This is a genomic window from Alkalicoccobacillus porphyridii (genome assembly GCF_007293315.1).
Taxonomy (GTDB): Bacteria; Bacillota; Bacilli; order Bacillales; family Bacillaceae_D; genus Alkalicoccobacillus; species Alkalicoccobacillus porphyridii.
In genome coordinates this window covers 338425-356533 of sequence record NZ_VLXZ01000002.1, presented here as the reverse complement: position 1 = coordinate 356533, position 18109 = coordinate 338425, and the positions used below count along the sequence as shown (strand labels likewise).

The window sequence follows — 18109 nt, the reverse complement described above, 5'->3', positions numbered from 1 at the left end:
CAAATTCTCCTGACTTACAACTCTTATTAGATGGATAGTGCTCGTACTTGTTCAAATGGATGGTTCTTGGAGAAAACCAAGTACGCTGTTGTTCCGTTACCAACTTCTGATGTTACATTCATTTGGATATGTAGCTTCTTTGTGATCTCTTTCGCAAGGTAGAGGCCAAGGCCCGTTGCGGCGTGTTGCACTCTACCATTCTCGCCAGTAAAGCCTTTGTCAAAGATTCGAGGAAGATCATGAGCCTGAATACCCGGTCCTTCATCTGTTATCTGAAGTGTTACAAATCCTTGTTCAGTCTGATAAAGCTCGACTTGAATCCTTCCTCCACGGGGACTATATTTAATTGCATTTGTTAATAGCTGTCTAAAGACAAATTGACACCATTTCTTATCTGTTAGGGCTAGCGTTTTTTGCTTTTGAGGAATATCGACAGAGATATCTTTCTCCATACACCAGGAGAATAATTCACGAATCTCTTCCTTTACCATTTCTTCTAAGTTGACTTCTCCCACGGAAAAGTCAGTTTCGAGTGTGGGCAACCGTGAAATATACAGCTGTCTATCTACTAGTAAGTGAAGTCTTAACCACTCTGCATCTAGCTTTTGTGCTAATTCATGATGGCGGTGGGCATCGATTGTAAGTCTCATAGCAGTAAGAGGCGCTTTCATCTCGTGAACCCATGAGTCTAGATATTGATGTTCTAAAATTTGTGCAGATGTATGCTCACTTACCTTCTTTTTATGCAATTGATCTGCTGAACTTAAAAAGGAGTACATAAGACCATCAGGAAAGCGGTTGGATGGACTGGGTAGGTTCTCTATCCAATCCTCCTCCATTTGATCAATGAGTGTACGAATTGATTTTAAATAGGAGGTCTCACGCTTATATCTCCATATAAAAAAACATAAAAATGTAACGAGGAATATAATGTTTAGGTAAAGCAGAGAGTAGGGATTAACCGTAATTCCGGCATCAAGTTGGATTAATGTATTCGTTAAAAAAAGCAATACACCAATTAACACAATCCAGCTTTTTTTGTATATCATGTAAGATACAAACATTGCCATCCTCCTATAGTGTAATGGCCATATAGCCTAGCCCTTTTTTAGTGGTTATGGCATCTGAGAGCCCGATAGAATTGAGCTTTTGACGTAGTCTAGTCATATTAGCGGTGAGCGTATTATCATTAATAAATTGATCATCGTCCCAAAGCATTTTCATAAGCTCGTGCCTTGAAACAATGTTGTTATTTGCTTTAACAAGAACGGTTAAGATAAAGAATTCGTTCTTAGTTAAATCAACCTCAACACCATTCTTATGTATACCACCCTTTTTCAAATCAATGATCGCTTTGTTCCACTCTAATACGTCAGCCTGTGCGTCTTGATAAGCATAGGTTCTACGTAAAATGGCTTGTATTTTTGCAACGAGAACGTCCATATTAAACGGCTTTTGAATATAATCATCTGCCCCCATGTTCATGGCCATTACCATATCCATTGGATGATCTCTAGAAGAAAGGAAGACAATCGGTACCTTTGAAACGGCTCTAATTTCTCTACACCAGTGGAACCCATCAAACTTCGGAAGCTGAATATCTAAAATCACGAGGTGAGGGCTACTCTCTAGAAAAGGACCCATCACATCGGCGAAATCTGTGGGATGACTGACCTGAAATGACCAATTACTTAAACCAGATTTTAACGCATCTAAGAGAGTGTGGTCATCTTCTACAATAAAAATATTCATGTCCATTAGGATCACCTCTTATTTTATATACCTTCATTCTACTATGGTGTCATTTATAAAACTACGGAGGACATTACTCATTGATTTATCCTTAGTAAATTGATAGAATAAATGAAATATTAAAAGCTCTTATCAAGAGAGGCAGAGGGACTGGCCCGATGAAGCCCGGCAACCAACATTTGTAAAGGTGCCAATTCCAGCAGAACGCTGTATGTTCTGGAAGATAAGGAGAACGGGCACACGTCTTCTTATCAGAAGGCGTGTTTTTATTTTATTTGGAGAGGAAGATGGGGATGAGGTATGGATTTTGGCTGCCGATCTTTGGGGGCTGGCTGCGCAATGTAGAGGATGAGCAAATGCCTTCCACATTTGACTATGCAAAAAAAGTTGTTCAAGCTGCAGAGAAATGGGGATACGATACCACTCTGCTCGCGGAACTCTACCTTAATGATATAAAAGGACCTAAAGAAGAAGTGCTAGAAGCCTGGACAACGGCAGCGGCACTTGCTTCGGTCACAAGTAAAATAGAGCTGATGACGGCCATTCGACCGGGCTTTCATAACCCAACGATCACTGCAAAAATGGCGGCAAACATTGACCAAATTAGTAACGGTCGTTTCACGCTTAACGTTGTGTCTGCCTGGTGGGCAGAAGAGGCTCGGCAATATGGTGGCGTCTTTACAGAACATGATGAACGCTATGCGCGTACGGAAGAATTTATTGATGTGCTCAAAGGTCTTTGGACAGAGGAGAGCTTTTCCTATGATGGTCAGTATTATCAATTAAAAGAAACCAAGTTTGCGCCAAAACCTGTGCAACGTCCGAACCCTATTCTGTATGCAGGTGGAGAAAGTGAGCAGGGGAAAACAACGATTGCACATAAATGTGATGCGTATGTCATGCATGGGGGGACGGTTGAGGAAATTCGCGTTAAGATCGCTGATATGAAGGAAAGGCGTGCAAAAACGGGTCAACAGCCTTTCAAAAGCTTTGGCATGGCGGCTTACGTGATCTGTCGTGATACAGAAGAGGAAGCTGAGCAAGAGCTTCAACGTATAACGGATGTCAAAGAATCAGATGCGTATGCTGGCTATAGTGATTTTACAAGCAAGTCTCAGCTGGAGCAGCAAATTGAGCTACAGGACTATTCTGTATCAAACCGCGGCTTACGACCGCAACTGATTGGCACCCCTGAAACCATCGCAAGGCGTATTCTTGAGTTTGAAGAAGCGGGACTAGACCTCGTTCTATTGCAGTGTTCTCCTCAATACGAGGAAATGGAACGTTTTTCGAGGGATGTCATGCCGCTTGTTGTACAATATAGAGGTCAGTTGAACCCAACTAATTAAAGGAGATGGATGAACGTGAAAAAAATATATGTTATCCATGAAAATCAGGAATGGAGTGTCCATTTGTTTAATCGGCTAGAAGAGCTCGGTCTACCATACGAGGATTGGCACCTGGCATCTGGCACGATTCCTTTACACGAAGCTCCTCCTGAAGGGATTTTCTATTCAAGAATGAGTGCCTCCGCTCATACGCGGGACCACCGCTACGCGCCAGAATTGGCGGCTGCTGTCTTATCATGGCTCGAACGTCATGGACGGACCGTTGTAAACAACAGCCGTGCGCTCCAGCTTGAGCTCAGCAAGGTGACTCAATATATGGAGCTTGAAAGATTTGGGGTGCGGACTCCGAAGACCATTGCTGCTGTAGGTTATGAGCAAATTTTACAATCGGCTGATGCATTTGAGGGACAACCCTTTATTACAAAACATAATCGTGCCGGAAAAGGGTTGGGTGTTAGACTTTTTCAAAACAAACCAGCACTCGAAGCCTATCTGAAAAGCGATGAATTTGAAGAGCCAGTGGACGGCATCACGCTTTTGCAGCAATATATTGAAGCTCCCGAGCCTTATATAACACGTTGTGAATTTGTCGGTGGCCAATTTGTCTATGCTGTACGTGTGAATACCTCCGAGGGATTTGAGCTTTGTCCTGCAGATGCCTGCTCTATTGAAGACCTGTTCTGCCCAGCGGGAGAGGAGCCGCAAGCGAAGTTTCAAATAGACGAAAGCTTCAACGATCCTGTGCTTGAAAGCTACGCAAAGGTCTTAGAAGCAAACGGCATTCAAATCGCCGGTATCGAATGTATCCGAGATAAAGAAGGGAATCTCTACAGCTACGATATTAATACCAATACGAACTACAACTCAGAAGCAGAAGAGAAGGCAGGAACCTATGGAATGCTAGAAGTCGCCAAATACCTAGGCAGCCTCCTCAAGGAAGAACAGCCTGCATTGGTTTAATTAATGAAAGTACTTCGGGGCTGACATTGTTTTTAGTCGGACACGCTAGATCATGTTCCTCATTTAGACAAATATAAATAGAGGGTAAAGTCATCTGCGGATGATTTTACCCTCTATTTTCTTTTTTATAGTTAAAGGCGAATAGTTCTTCAGGCGCACTTGAATCTGAGTGGATAATGTAACTGAACGAGGTCGTTCTTGTGGTAAGCATGTCCCCATTTTGGGAGCGGTAGCAGAAGAAACAAAACATGAACCTAGAACCTGAAGGGTAATGAGAAGAAATCTGTAGGGTTGTTCTAGATATTATGACATTTTATACTTCAAGAAAAGATTTACAGAGAGGCTGAAAAATATATCAGCTTAGAAAGTAAATGCTTTTTTGAGATGAGGAGATGAAAAGATGAAAAGTGAAGACATACTTCGTGAAGAACTTGACCCTGCTAGAGAAGTGGATACAAGTAAACTCAAAGAGCCTATCGTTAAAGAACCACCCCATGGCAACCCACTTTTGTCTCATCGATTTGGAGCAGATCCCTATGCAATAGTGTTTAAAGATCGCGTGTATATTTATAGCACAAACGATACATTGAAATATGATGATGAAGGTAATGTGATTGATAATAATTACGGGCATATCCATAGTATAACTGTTGCTTCCTCTCAGGATTTAGTGAACTGGACAGACCACGGAGCCATTCAAGTAGCTGGCGAAGAAGGAGCGGCGCCATGGGCTACACAATCCTGGGCACCGGCTGCCGCTCACAAAGTCATAGATGGGAAAGATAAATTCTTTTTATACTTCTCTAATAATGCTAGTGGCATTGGTGTTTTAACGAGTGATAGCCCTATAGGTCCTTGGAAAGATCCAATTAAGCAGCCTCTAATCTCTAGAGATACTCCTGGCGTAAAGGGAGTGACATGGTTATTTGATCCGGCTGTTTTAGTGGATGATGATGGAAAGGGCTACATTTATTTTGGTGGCGGGATTCCAGAGGGCGAGTATGAAATGCCTAATACTGCAAGAGTCATGGAGCTGGATAAAGATATGATTAGTGTCGTTGGGGAAGCGGAACCTATTCAAGCGCCATTCATGTTTGAGGATGCTGGAATTAATAAGGTAGGCTCTAAATATTATTATTCCTATTGCTCTAATTTTTATAATGGAGAACGACCTGTGGGTAGTCCTGGTGCAGGAGAAATTGCGTACATGATAAGTGATCATCCTAAAGGACCGTGGACTTATCAGAGTACGATTCTAAAAAACCCAGCACAGTTTTTTCAAGTTGGCGGGAATAATCACCATGCCATGTTTCGATTTAAAGAGCGTTGGTACATCGCTTATCATGCACAAACGTTGTCAAAAGCGATGGGGGTTCCTAAAGGCTACCGTTCCACGCATCTAAATCGGATTTTTTTCAATGATGATGGCACTATTCAAGAGGTGCACGCAGATTACCAAGGGGTTAAAAAGGTCTCCAACTTAGATCCTTATCAACCAGTGAATGCCGTGACTTACGCATGGCAAGCTGGCATTCAGGTATCTGAATGCACTGTTTATTACAACCGGTTCGTTGTTGGAAGTATTACAAAAGGAAGTTGGATAGGGTTGTCATCTGTAGACTTTGAAGCAGGAGCAACCCAATTTGAAGCAGTAGTATCGAGTGAAAAGGAAGGAGGAATGATCGAAATACGTTTAGACCATCAAATGGGAGAGACGATTGGTTGGATTGACATCCCAAATACAGGTGGGAAAACGTTATATAAGAGCATTTCTCGGACAGTGAAGAGAATAACAGGCGTACACGATGTATATTTTATCTTTGGTGGAGTCGACGATCAGGATTTGTTTACATTCTTAAGCTGGCAGTTTCGTTAAGATTCTCATCAATATTGACATAAAGGGCAGTTCCAAAATGACTTGGAACTGCTTTGTTAGGTTTAGAAAACATATTGATGTACCGCGTTAATCCAAATAAGAGATTAAGTGATTATAGAATTTAACGGGTGAAAAAGCTACAAATAGGCAGGTTTTGATAAATAAATGTAAGCGCTATATTTATTATAATAACGCGATTTATAAAACCTGAATTAAGGGGGATTTAGATGAAAAAGTGGAAAATTATTTTGTTGTGTTCTCTCCTTTCTATCCTTTTTGCATGCAGTAGTGAAAGTACTGGTAATGATGAGACTGCGAACTCGGAAGAAAGTACGGAGACTACTGAAGAAGCCAACAAGAGCGAAAATGAAGAGGAAAATCCAAACGCTACACCGGAAATGGATTTTGATATGGATGGTCGTGTGATCAAAGTTGTATCATGGTACGATGAATCGATTCCTGATAATAGTCCAGACAACATTGAAAGACTGAATAATTTAGAAGAATTAAAAGAAAAACACAATTTTGATATCGAATATATCACTGTCGACTATGGTGAGTATAGAGACAGAGCAACAGCAGCATTCATGGCTGGGGAGCCTCTTGGTGATATTATGCGTTTAGCAAGACCGTGGATGATTCCTACCCTGACCAAGCAAGGGATGTTTGAGCCTGTAGATGAGTATGTAACAAACGATCAAGCGTTTGTTTTACAATATACAACAGAACATTCACAATTTGAAGGAAGAGGCTACGGATTTAGAATTGGAGTAATGGGAGCATCTTCTGGTATCTTCTACAACCGTACTTTAATGGACGAATTAGGCATGGATCCACTCCAAAATTATGTGGATGATGATAATTGGAACTGGGATACATTCATGGAAGTAGCTAGAGATGCGAATCGAGATACTGACAATGATGGTACAATCGACACATTTGGACTTGCAACGAGTAGTTTAGTCGTTCCTGCGTTAGCTTCCAACGAAGCCAATTTAGTAGATGGGGATCAACAAAGCTTGGATGACCCACAAACAGTAGAGGTATTAGAATTCATTTCTAAACTGGAGACTGACAATATTGCACGCCCTACAGAAGGTGGAGATTGGACAGAGCCAAACCAATTCTTCGTAGAGGGGAATACTTTAATGTACCCTGGTATGGATTACGAAGCAGGTGATTTTAACGAAGTACTATCTGAGTATGATATTGGATTCCTTCCTTTCCCTAAAGGACCAAGTGCATCTGAGTACCATACTTCAAATACGATACCGAACTATTATACAATTCCATCAGGAACAGAGAATCCGGAACAATTGGTCTACCTATGGGAGAAGATTTACGCTATTGACTCCATTTATGACTATCCAAAACAGCCAGATTTAGAAACATTCTTTTCAAATGAAAATGACATTGAAAATGCCCGGATGGCGATTGAGAGCATGAGAATCATTGAACAGTCCGATTCTTATCCATCCATGCCTTATTATGAAATGGTAGATGAGTTAAGAGAGGGCGTATCCGTCTCTACCGTCATCGAGACATATAAAGCACCTTTCCAAGCAGCCATCGATGAAATTTGGAACGAGTAGATTTTTAAGATCAGCTAACCTCAAGCAATGAGCGAGCGGCTGGGACAGAAGTAATTTAACTAATAGTAAAGCTGAAGAATGTTGGAGTCTTTCCAGTCATTGTTCAGCTTTTTTATTGTACAAACGAGGGTAGATGTCGCTCCAGAAATACACATATCGAGGCCACTGAAAAAGTCATGTAAGAATGAGCTCATTTCTAGATGGATTTTTCAGTGACCTCGATGTACAGGAGAATTAAAATGAATGGGCTTGCCCGGTTAGTTTAATGTCTGACCTTGGGTAAGTACCCACCTTTCCTTATTAACACAGAAGACCCAAACGATGATTTATAGATCAGCATCATCGCTTGGGCCTTAATGAGATAAATTATAGAAATTATAATAAAAATAAAGTCCAGCTCAGCCATGCATTTCGTTTACAGACATTGTCGGGACGATGTGATATTTTCTCCTATACATGGAAGCGCTTACACCAAAGTGCGATTTAAATTTCTTATAAAACCAATCTAAGTCCGTGTATCCAACCTCTGATGCAATCTCATATATTTTCAGATCCGTCATTGCGAGTAGAGTTTTTGCTTTTTCCATCCGTCTATTAAGAAGGTATTGATGGAACGTCATTTTTTCCTGGGCTTTAAATTTCTGACCAAGGTAAGAACAGTTGTAATGAAGGTTATCTGAAATTTCTTTTAGAGTAATATTTGTATTTAATGATCGTTCTACATAATTTTTAACTTCTTCAATCTTATCTTTTACGCTTTTTCGAGAAGTGATGGTGTGTTCATTTGGAGATGCTGCAAGGGAAAGAGGTTTATTCCTTTTTAATGTTTGCTTTATTGTTAGTAAACTATTTGTTAAATCTTCAGAGTGTAAAGGAGCGGGCAAATAATCGGTGACTTGTAGTTTAATGGTTTGCCTTACGAAATGAAACTCTTCCGTACCACCAAAAAGTAATAATGGAATGGTACTTTCTTCGCGTATGCGCTTACATAAATCTAATCCCTGATGATCGGCGTCCTTTAAATGAATTAAGACGGTGTCATAGTCCCTTCTTCTAAATTGAGTAAAAGCTTTTGAAAAAGACTCTGAGGATGTTTGTAATGTAAATCCGTGATGATTCCAATCAACCATATTTACGAGCTTATTCTCGGATTGGTTCTCTGGATCAATGAGCAAAGCCTTATACATGAAAATCCCCCTTACCTTTAGATGAATGATTTTTCACGAAAGCAACAACTCTTAACTGGGAATGTATGTGTTTTCATTATATGAAATTTATGATTCGAAAAAATGTGCTTTTCTTTATATTTCTCACATTCGTTTATTTAATTTGGAATCCCCTAAATGTTCCTATCGCTGCAGAGGGTAGCGATCTAAGAAAAAATTGTGGAGGTGAGGGGTGGTGTTAACCGGCTAAAAAACAAATAAACAAAGGGCGATCTCCCATTCTGTTTGATAAAAAAATAGAATTAAACAGGTGAAATAACTAAATATAATCAGGTTGTTGGACGGTAAATGAAAGCGTTATATTTGATTTAGAAAGCTGAATTATTCAAGCTTTTTAGCGGGAATTCTTTGAGGAAATGGCACGTAAGACGGCTAATGTTAGTCATACTGATGCTATTTTTGTGTCTGATGAAAGTCGACACCCCTGCAAAAATGAAAGCGTATTCAATTGAAAGGATTCTTCACAATAAAAATCTAATAAACGGGGGGATTAAAATGAGGAAATTGTTTCTTGCTTTACTGTTGGTGTTCGCTATTGGTTTAACAGCTTGTAGTTCTGACGGAGCTAACACAGGAAGTAACGACGATGGGGTTGCTAACAATCCATCTGATGATGTTGATGAGAATGAAAACAACGAAGAAGAAGTGGAGGATAACATTAATAGAACCCCAGAAATGGATTTTGATTTAGGGGGCAAAACAATCAAAGTGGTCTCATGGTGGGACATGGAGATCGATGACTCAAACCCTGATAATATTGCACGCATAGAAAACCTAGAAGAATTAAAGGAAAAGCATAATTTTGAAATTGAATATGTTGCGATTGACTATGGAGAGTATCAACAACGAGTGACTGCATCACTTTTAGCTGGAGAACCAATAGGAGACATCGTTCGATTAGGAAAAACATATACCGTTCCAAACCTCGTTGAACAGGATTTATTGTGGCCAATAGATGAATATACAAAAAATGATAATGCGTTTAACCAGGCGGTTACAAATGATCTTTACACACACAATGGAAGAGGTTATGGATTTACAGAGGATAAAACAAACTTAGTCCAAGGTATTTTCTATAACCGTACGCTAATGAATGAATTAGGTATGAAGCCACTTCAAGAATATGTTGATGAAGATAACTGGAATTGGGACACCTTTATAGAGACAATTAAAGAAGCAAATGTCGATCGTGACAATGATGGAAGTATTGATACATGGGGTCTTGCTAATCGTTCCGTATTAGAGAGAGCTTTAGCATCAAACAATACGTCTTTAACTGTTGAAGATCAACAAAATTTAGATGACCCGGCAACAGTGGAAGCTCTTGAATTTTTGTCTGAGATTGCTACAGAAGAGTTAGCCAGACCAACAGAAGGTGGAGATTGGACGGAGCCCGGTCAGTTCTTTCGTGAAGGCAATGTCTTGATGTACGGTGGGGCACTTTGGGAATTTGATGGGTTCCAAACTGACATGCCGGACTATGATTTAGGATTCGTCCCATTTCCAAAAGGACCGAGTGCAACAGAGTATCATTCATATGAAGGATTATTCCAAGCGTTAACGATTCCTAAGAGTGTAGAGAATCCAGAACAACTACTTTACATCTGGGAAAGAATAAATGATATCAATTCAATTTATGATTATCCTGGTCAAGAATCGTATGAGACATCATTTGCGAACGAAGAGGATATAGAAAACGCAAAAATGGTAGCTGATAATTTAATCGTATTAGACCACTTTACATTTGAGAATTTGGAATTTTATGAATTTGAAGCAGAAATACTAGATGGAACTTCAGTATCGACTGTAATAGAAATGTATAAATCGAACTTCCAGTCAGCGATCGATGATGTGTATAAATAATAACTCAAGCTTAAAATTTTTTCAGAAATAATCGTTTACATTAGCTATCGACGTTCTTACTAATCAAGTCCTTGTTATTGTGTAAATAGCTATACCAATGCCTACTCTGAAACTAGCGGACAAAATAGGAGGGCCGACACCTACGGGATGAAAAGGAGTTCATTGAAAAACTATCATTATAAGATTGTGAACGTTCTTCAATTATTTAAGTCCGAACGTTAGCGGAAGGAGAACCCGAAGACTCCTGCGGAACAGAGCGAGTCTGAAGACATCGAAGTGGTGGTTTTCCACTTCGAGGGCTGAGGCCGTTCCCGCGGAAAGCGAAGGGTTCTCCTGTAGCGGCGCCATTCAGCTCATTCTTACATGACTTTTTCAGTGGTCTCGATAAAAAAGTTCATTTAGATAAAAGGGCATAGCCCGTTAGCTCAGGTACTCCCGCGGTAAGCGTGCCCCCTATTTTGGTAGCGACGGTCGAAGAAAGGAATAATGAGTCGCCCTCTATCCATAAAACCCTCAGGAACATTTACACATAAACTTGGACACATTCATTGAGCTTGTAACAATGCAACTATGTCAGATGAAATCTTGTTAAGCAAAAGGGGGTAAAAAAGTGTACATATTAAAAAAGAAATATGTACGAGTCATTATTATCATTACGATACTTTTTTCTTCCATTTACACCGTGCATGTAATGAATTCCCCAGACTCACAACTCTCGCATGCCATGGCGGAATTTGAAGCAATTACAAGTAGTGAGAGAGAAGGAGATTACGCTCACTATTTAGAAGGTTTGCCCTCATTACCTTATCCAGAAGATGTGATTAGAGTAGAAGGTGAGCATTATGTAACGGTTGATGGTGACGGATTTGAAGTCGTGGAGGATGCTGATGGAATAGATGGGAGTGCCATAATCACTCCTGAAGAAGGTTCAATAAGCTGGGAGGTATCTATCGAGAATCCCGGTTTATACAATATGAGAGTTCATTATTACCCAATGGAAGGTAAGAGCTCTGCCATTGAAAGAGAATTGGAGATAAATGGAGAAGTCCCTTTTGATGGTGCCCGCTTTATTCTATTTGATCGATTATGGGATAACGAGCATGACGATTTTAAGCGTGATAATCGAGACAACGATTTGCGGCCTCGTCAAGTAGAGAGACCAGATTGGTTAGAAGCTCCTTTCCGAGATAGTGAGGGTTATTACAATGAACCCTATTTTTTTCACTTTGAAGAAGGGGTTCAAACATTCACACTAACCTCAAAGCGGGAACCGATGATGATAGATTACATTGAATTATACCAGCATGTTCCAGCTACCAACTATCAAGAAAAGAAAGCGGAGTATGAAGCAAATGGTATTGAACCGACAGAGGGTCAATATATCAAGGTGCAGGCAGAGGATGCTGTGGCGAAATCATCCCCAACCCTTTTTCCATTAACAGATCGCTCGAGTCCAACTGTTCAGCCTTATCATGTGTCGAAATTAAGAGTGAATACGATAGGCGGCGTGAATTGGAAGCAGCCAGGACAGTGGATTGAATGGGAAGTTGATGTAGAAGAAGAAGGCTTATATCAAATTGCTCTTAAAAGTAAGCAGGATCAGCTTCGAGGGTTGTACGCATCACGAAGTATAACCATAAACGGGGAGCAGCCTTTTGAAGAGTTAAATAACATGAGGTTTAACTATAATCTAGATTGGCGAACGGACGTCCTTGGTGATGATGAGGATACGTATCTATTTCATCTTGAAGAAGGAACAAACCGCATTAGGATGACCGTTACCCTTGGGGATATTGCGCCTCTGTTACGAACGATTGAATCCAGTGTACTTGAGTTAAATGATATGTATCGAAACATTATTATGATTACTTCCAACACACCAGATCCACTAAGGGATTATCAGTTGGATCGACGAATTCCCGACATGATCGACGTGTTTGAAGAGCAAGCAAGTACGATCCAGGAAGTTGCGGAGTACCTTGAAGAATCAACGGGCGAGCGAAGTGACAAAGTGGCCGTGTTGCACTCTACAGTGACTCAATTAGAGGCGATGATAAAGGACCCTGATACGATTGCAAGAAGGTTAGAATCCTTTAAGTTAAACGTTGGGGGCTTAGGGACTTGGATCCAAACTGTTCGTGAACAACCTCTTACTCTAGATTATCTAGTTGTTTCTTCCCCTGGAGAAGAACTGCCGAGGGCTGAAGCAAACACCATTGAGAGGACGCAGCATGAAGTAGGTGCTTTCTTTGCTTCTTACACGGAAGATTATGACACGATTGGAAACGCGGAAGATGAGGAAGATTCATTGACTGTTTGGATAACCACTGGGCGTGACCAAGCACAAATATTAAAAGGGTTGATTGATGACACGTTTGCACCAGAGACTGGTATTTCAGTCAATCTGCGACTTGTTCCACCGAATATCCTTTTACCAGCAACACTAGCAAATGAAGGACCAGACGTAGCTTTACAAATGGGCGAGGATGTACCGATTAACTACGCGATGCGGAGTGCCTCGGCTGACCTTACTGTGTTTCCTGATTTTGATGAGGTGGCGACTCGGTTCAGAGAAAGTGCCCTTGTACCCTATGAGTTTGATAATGGGGTGTATGCATTACCTGAAACGCAAATGTTTCCAGTTATGTTTTATCGAACAGATATTTTAGAGGAATTAAATTTGGATGTTCCGGAAACGTGGGAAGACGTGTATAGCATGATTTCTGTTTTGCAGAGAAACAACTTAGAGTTTTACTTGCCGATTGATGATCCTATGGCGCAGGACAATCAAGTACTAGTTCCTAATCCAGCTTTTTCGATGCTTCTTTATCAGAACGAAGGAAGCTTCTATGAAGAGGATCACATGTCAAGTGCATTAAACTCGGAAACGTCAATTGAAGTCTTTAATCAATGGACCGAATTCTATACCAACTATAAATTCCCTTTAATGGCTGACTTCCCGAACCGTTTTAGAGTCGGAGAAATGCCAATCGGAATCGCTGATTACGCAACCTACAATATGCTTTCCGTGTTGGCTCCAGAAATAAGAGGATTATGGGAGTTTACGATGGTTCCTGGGACAGAGATGGAGGACGGATCCATTAGACACGACGTTTCTAGTTTTACTACTGCTGCCATGATGCTTGAGAACTCGACAAAGAAAGACGAGTCTTGGGAATTCTTAAAATGGTGGACAGATGAAGAAACGCAAATTTCATTTGGTCGTGAAATGGAAAGCTTGCTAGGAGAAGCAGCAAGATATCCAACGGCAAATATTGATGCGCTTGAGCAGCTACCTTGGCCAGTGGAAGACTATAACAACTTGGAAAGCCAGTGGCAGTGGGTTCGCGGAATCCCGCAAGTTCCTGGTGGGTATTTCACGGGCAGACATTTAGATAATGCGTTTAGAAGAGTCGTAAACGCAAGTGAAAATCCGCGTGAAGCCTTAAATGATTATATTCGCTATATTGATGATGAAATTGAAGTGAAACGAAGAGAATTTAATTTACCGTATTAGGATCGGGGGTGAGGAAGATGTCGATTCAGGCAGGGGAACAAACTGTCGATAAAGTAATCCATTCGAAGAAGGAAACACGATTAAGCAAATTGAAGCGAGAATTAAAAAGAGGGAAACATTATTATATTTTGATGGCACCATACATGATTATCTTTACATGCTTTACGATTATTCCCGTTGTCATTTCATTTGTTCTTAGTTTCTTCTCATTTAATATGTTGGAATTACCTTCGTTTGTTGGATGGGAAAACTATGCCAGATTATTTTTAAGTGATGACGTCTTTATGACCTCTTTAAAAAACACGTTAATTTTCGCTATCATAACCGGACCTGTGAGTTATGTTGCTTGTTTCCTTTTTGCTTGGATTATTAATGAACTTTCTCCTAAAGTCCGAGCTTTTATGACGGTTATCTTTTATGCACCATCTATCTCAGGAAATGTGTTTTTTATCTGGTTAATTATCTTTTCTGGTGATACGTATGGGTATTTAAATGGATTTCTGATGCAAACGGGCTTTCTACTAGAACCTATTCAATGGTTAAGGGACGAACAGTATATTCTAGGAGTCGTTATCTTAGTTCAACTCTGGTTAAGCTTAGGGACCGCTTTTTTAGCCTTCATTGCGGGACTACAAACCATTGATAAATCACTGATTGAGGCGGGAGCCGTCGATGGCATAAAGAATAGATGGCAGGAGCTTTGGTTTATCACGCTGCCATCTATGAAGCCTCAATTATTATTTGGAGCCGTATTACAAATTACCATGGCCTTTGCTGTGGCCGATATCTCCATGGCATTAGCAGGCTTTCCAAGTGTGAACTATGCTGCACACACTGTTGTTACTCACTTGATCGATTACGGTACCATTCGATTTGAAATGGGATACGCTTCAGCCATTGCAACGGTGTTGTTCATTATCATGGTAAGTACAAACTTATTAGTGCAAAAAGTACTTAGAAGGGTGGGGACGTGATTATGCAGTTAAAAGGAAAAAAGTTATTTAGAATTGAAAAAAAACTGAACCGCTCCCTACCAGTTAGTATCATGCTGTTTTTGTTTTTGGTTGTGTTCGGGATGTTTATGGCCATTCCTTTGGTCTATGCCATTAATAACGCCTTTAAACCTCTTGATGAATTATTTATATTTCCACCTAAGTTTTTTGTTAGAAATCCCACCTTGGATAATTTCTTTGATTTAGTTGCCGTTATGGGAGACTCTTGGGTGCCGCTCTCAAGATATTTTGCAAATACGATTATTATTACGTTATTTGGAACAGTAGGCCATATCCTTTTAGCTTCCATGGCCGCCTACCCTTTAGCGAAATACAAGTTCCCAGGCTCCAAGCTGATCTTTTCTGTTGTTGTATTATCCTTAATGTTCTCTCCTCACGTAACAGCGATACCAAATTATATGGTGATGTCAGGACTTGGCTGGATCGATTCTCATGCATCTCTCATTATTCCAGCAATGGCGTTTCCGCTAGGTTTGTTCTTAATGAAACAGTTTATGGAACAAATTCCCGATTCAATCTTGGAAGCGGCCAAAATAGATGGAGCAAGTGAGTACCGTATCTTCTGGTCCATTGTCATGCCCAACGTCAAACCAGCGTGGTTAACCCTTTTGATTCTTCAATTTCCGATTCTCTGGGGAACAAATGGCGGGGACTTTGTTTACAGTGAAGAATTAAAAACCTTAAATTATGCTCTAGAACAAATTACACTTGGCGGGATCGCTCGAGCTGGAGTTGGAGCTGCAGTCGCATTAATATTGATGGCGGTACCGATTACTTTATTTGTTATATCCCAAAGTAAAGTAATCCAGACGATGTCAACTTCCGGTATGAAAGATTAGAAGGGAGCTGATCACAAATTGAAAAAAATACTGAAGCAATGCACTGTTTCTCTGTTAGCTGTGCTGTTACTTTCGGTACCGATTGTGGGTGGTGTCCCTACGGCGGAAGCTACAACGTATACACCAAAATCTTATAATTACTCCTACTGGGGGGATTCGGTCCCATCTCCTGAAGCCTACTCAGCAACAAACTTAGTAGATGGCGAGAGCCTAGGAGTAGGGGCATTCGCTGAACCAAGCGACATGCATGTTACCGAGAATCTAGATATCTATATATTAGATACAGGAAATAACCGAGTCGTTGTCTTAAATGAACAGTTAGAGTTAATTCATGAAATTGATTCTTTTTCATTAGATGGGCAAAGCAGTACTTTTGCTAACCCAAGAGGAATCTTTGTAAACAACGATGATCATATATTTATCGCAGATTCTGGTAATCGCCGCGTGGTACACCTGGACCAAAATCTTGAACTGGTCAAAATAATCGACAATCCTGAGTCCGAATTGCTAGGTGAGAACTTTACGTTTACTCCCGTGAAAGTGGTCGTTGACTTTGCTGATCGAGTATTTGTTATGGCAGACGGGGTATTTGATGGGTTTATGGAATTTAGTGTGGACGGTCAATTTACAACATTTATTGGTGCAAATAGAGTAAGAGTGGATCCGATCGAATACATTTGGAAGCGTTTTGCTACAAGAGAGCAACGTAGTCAAATGGTGATGTATGTTCCTACTGAATTTACAAGTCTTGATATTGATGAGAGAGGATTTGTTTATGCAACAAATGCAGATAATTCAGAGGACGTCATCAAAAAAATAAACGCAAGAGGGGATGACATTCTCCGAAGAGAAGGCTACTTTAGCCCATTCGGCGACGTTTTATATACCCGTAGCTCGGGACCCTCTCGTTTAGTTGATATTAGTGTGGCTGACAGTGAAATCTATTCTGTGCTTGATGCGAGAAGGGGAAGGATTTTCACATACAACGGTGATGGCCATCTGATGTATGTATTCGGGGGGTTAGGAAACAAGGTTGGTGAATTCCACACACCGATAGCCATTGAAAGAAGTGGGGATCAATTTCTTGTATTAGACAGAGAGCTTGGTGAAATCTCCATCTTTGCTGCAACAGAATACGGACAGACTTTAAATGAAGCGGTCCGTAGCTATGAAAGCGGCGATGAAGAAAGAGCCCAGCAGCTCTATAGTGAAGCCGTCCAAATGAACATGAATTTAGAGTTTGCATATACGGGAATTGGTAAGGCGCTGTTACGGCAGGATGATTATGAAGCAGCGATGAATCAATTCGAGAGAAGCTTGGACCAGACGAATTATTCAAAGGCTTACTTACTTTTCAGAAACCAGGAGCTACGCCAACATTTTTCTTTCATCATGACAGGCGTATTTATTTTGGTAGTAGGCTTTACAAGCTTTGTTATCTATCGCAGGTCTACTAAAAGAAATAGGGGGGTGTCGGTTTGAATAATGAGACGATGAAATATCCATTTTATTTATCTGTTCATCCCTTTGATGGTTTTTGGGAATTAAAGTATGAACTTAACAAACGTATTAGTGTTCTTGTTTCGTTCATTATTCTGTTTTTGCTCATTGTCACAAATGTGTTGAGCAGTCAGTACAGTGGATTTGTGGTTAATTTGTACAATCCAAATGAAATGAATAGCTTAATGGAGATTGTGTATGTTGTGGTACCGGTGCTTTTCTGGTGTGTTGCGAACTGGTCATTAACCACTTTGTTGGACGGAGAAGGAAAATTTGTAGATATCTTTATTGCCACGTGTTTTGCTTTAGTTCCGTTGGTGATTATTAATTTTCCGTGGATCTGGTTAAGTAACTTCATTTCATTACAGGAAGCAACATTCTACTATTTATCACAAAGTATCGCAGTTGTTTGGTTTCTATTTTTAATGTTTGTTGGCAATATGACTGTGCACCAATTTAGCCCTTCTAAAACATTAGTAACAATCTCTTTAACGATTGTTGCAATGGGATTTATGGCGTTCCTTTGTCTCTTGTTCTTTAGTTTAATCCAAGAGGTCATCGCGTTTATTAGCGTCATCTATCAAGAAATTGTTTTTAGGTATTAGGGGAGGAGTGTAAATCC

At 40.4% G+C, this 18109-nt stretch carries 13 protein-coding genes and 1 riboswitch; of the genes, 10 read left to right on the top strand and 3 right to left on the bottom strand.

Annotated features, from left to right (window positions below; translation table 11 throughout):
- Positions 1 to 26: 26 nt before the first annotated feature.
- Positions 27 to 1064, bottom strand: coding sequence for a sensor histidine kinase (locus FN960_RS05035; RefSeq protein ID WP_143847506.1), 1038 nt, complete (start codon positions 1062 to 1064; stop codon positions 27 to 29).
- 10 nt (positions 1065 to 1074) lie between these two features.
- Positions 1075 to 1758, bottom strand: coding sequence for a response regulator transcription factor (locus FN960_RS05030; protein WP_185970926.1), 684 nt, complete (start codon positions 1756 to 1758; stop codon positions 1075 to 1077).
- Positions 1759 to 1878: 120 nt separating this feature from the next.
- Positions 1879 to 1982, top strand: a riboswitch (SAM riboswitch).
- A 63-nt stretch (positions 1983 to 2045) separates the two neighbouring features.
- On the opposite strand from FN960_RS05030, the gene FN960_RS05025 reads away from it, so the two are divergent.
- The 4 genes from FN960_RS05025 (at position 2046) to FN960_RS05010 (ending at position 7529) form a co-directional block, all read left to right on the top strand.
- Positions 2046 to 3101, top strand: a complete 1056-nt coding sequence (locus FN960_RS05025; protein WP_143847683.1) for an LLM class flavin-dependent oxidoreductase — start codon at positions 2046 to 2048, stop codon at positions 3099 to 3101.
- A 15-nt stretch (positions 3102 to 3116) separates the two neighbouring features.
- A complete protein-coding gene (locus FN960_RS05020; protein ID WP_143847504.1) occupies positions 3117 to 4061 on the top strand; it encodes an ATP-grasp domain-containing protein in 945 nt (314 codons plus the stop codon).
- Positions 4062 to 4461: 400 nt separating this feature from the next.
- Positions 4462 to 5937, top strand: coding sequence for a glycoside hydrolase family 43 protein (locus FN960_RS05015; RefSeq protein WP_143847502.1), 1476 nt, complete (start codon positions 4462 to 4464; stop codon positions 5935 to 5937).
- Between the two features lie 227 nt (positions 5938 to 6164).
- Positions 6165 to 7529: an ABC transporter substrate-binding protein gene (locus FN960_RS05010; RefSeq protein WP_143847500.1), complete on the top strand. Its 1365-nt coding sequence runs from the start codon at positions 6165 to 6167 to the stop codon at positions 7527 to 7529.
- A 398-nt stretch (positions 7530 to 7927) separates the two neighbouring features.
- On the opposite strand, the gene FN960_RS05005 is transcribed toward FN960_RS05010, so the two are convergent.
- Positions 7928 to 8716: a helix-turn-helix domain-containing protein gene (locus tag FN960_RS05005; RefSeq protein ID WP_143847498.1), complete on the bottom strand. Its 789-nt coding sequence runs from the start codon at positions 8714 to 8716 to the stop codon at positions 7928 to 7930.
- 534 nt (positions 8717 to 9250) lie between these two features.
- Between FN960_RS05005 and FN960_RS05000 the strand changes: the two genes are divergently transcribed.
- The 6 genes from FN960_RS05000 to FN960_RS04975 all read left to right on the top strand — a co-directional run bounded on the left by FN960_RS05000 (position 9251) and on the right by FN960_RS04975 (position 18092).
- A complete protein-coding gene (locus FN960_RS05000) occupies positions 9251 to 10618 on the top strand; it encodes an ABC transporter substrate-binding protein (RefSeq protein WP_143847496.1) in 1368 nt (455 codons plus the stop codon).
- Between the two features lie 610 nt (positions 10619 to 11228).
- Positions 11229 to 14135, top strand: a complete 2907-nt coding sequence (locus FN960_RS04995; protein ID WP_260681923.1) for an extracellular solute-binding protein — start codon at positions 11229 to 11231, stop codon at positions 14133 to 14135.
- 17 nt (positions 14136 to 14152) lie between these two features.
- Positions 14153 to 15109, top strand: coding sequence for a carbohydrate ABC transporter permease (locus FN960_RS04990; RefSeq protein ID WP_143847495.1), 957 nt, complete (start codon positions 14153 to 14155; stop codon positions 15107 to 15109).
- A gap of 2 nt (positions 15110 to 15111) precedes the next feature.
- Positions 15112 to 15987 (top strand): carbohydrate ABC transporter permease, encoded by an 876-nt coding sequence (locus FN960_RS04985; protein WP_143847493.1) that lies wholly within the window; start codon positions 15112 to 15114, stop codon positions 15985 to 15987.
- A gap of 18 nt (positions 15988 to 16005) precedes the next feature.
- On the top strand, positions 16006 to 17469 hold the full coding sequence (locus FN960_RS04980; protein WP_438799679.1) for a hypothetical protein: 1464 nt from the start codon (positions 16006 to 16008) through the stop codon (positions 17467 to 17469).
- An 11-nt stretch (positions 17470 to 17480) separates the two neighbouring features.
- Positions 17481 to 18092: a YIP1 family protein gene (locus tag FN960_RS04975; protein WP_438799722.1), complete on the top strand. Its 612-nt coding sequence runs from the start codon at positions 17481 to 17483 to the stop codon at positions 18090 to 18092.
- The last annotated feature ends 17 nt before the right edge of the window (positions 18093 to 18109 follow it).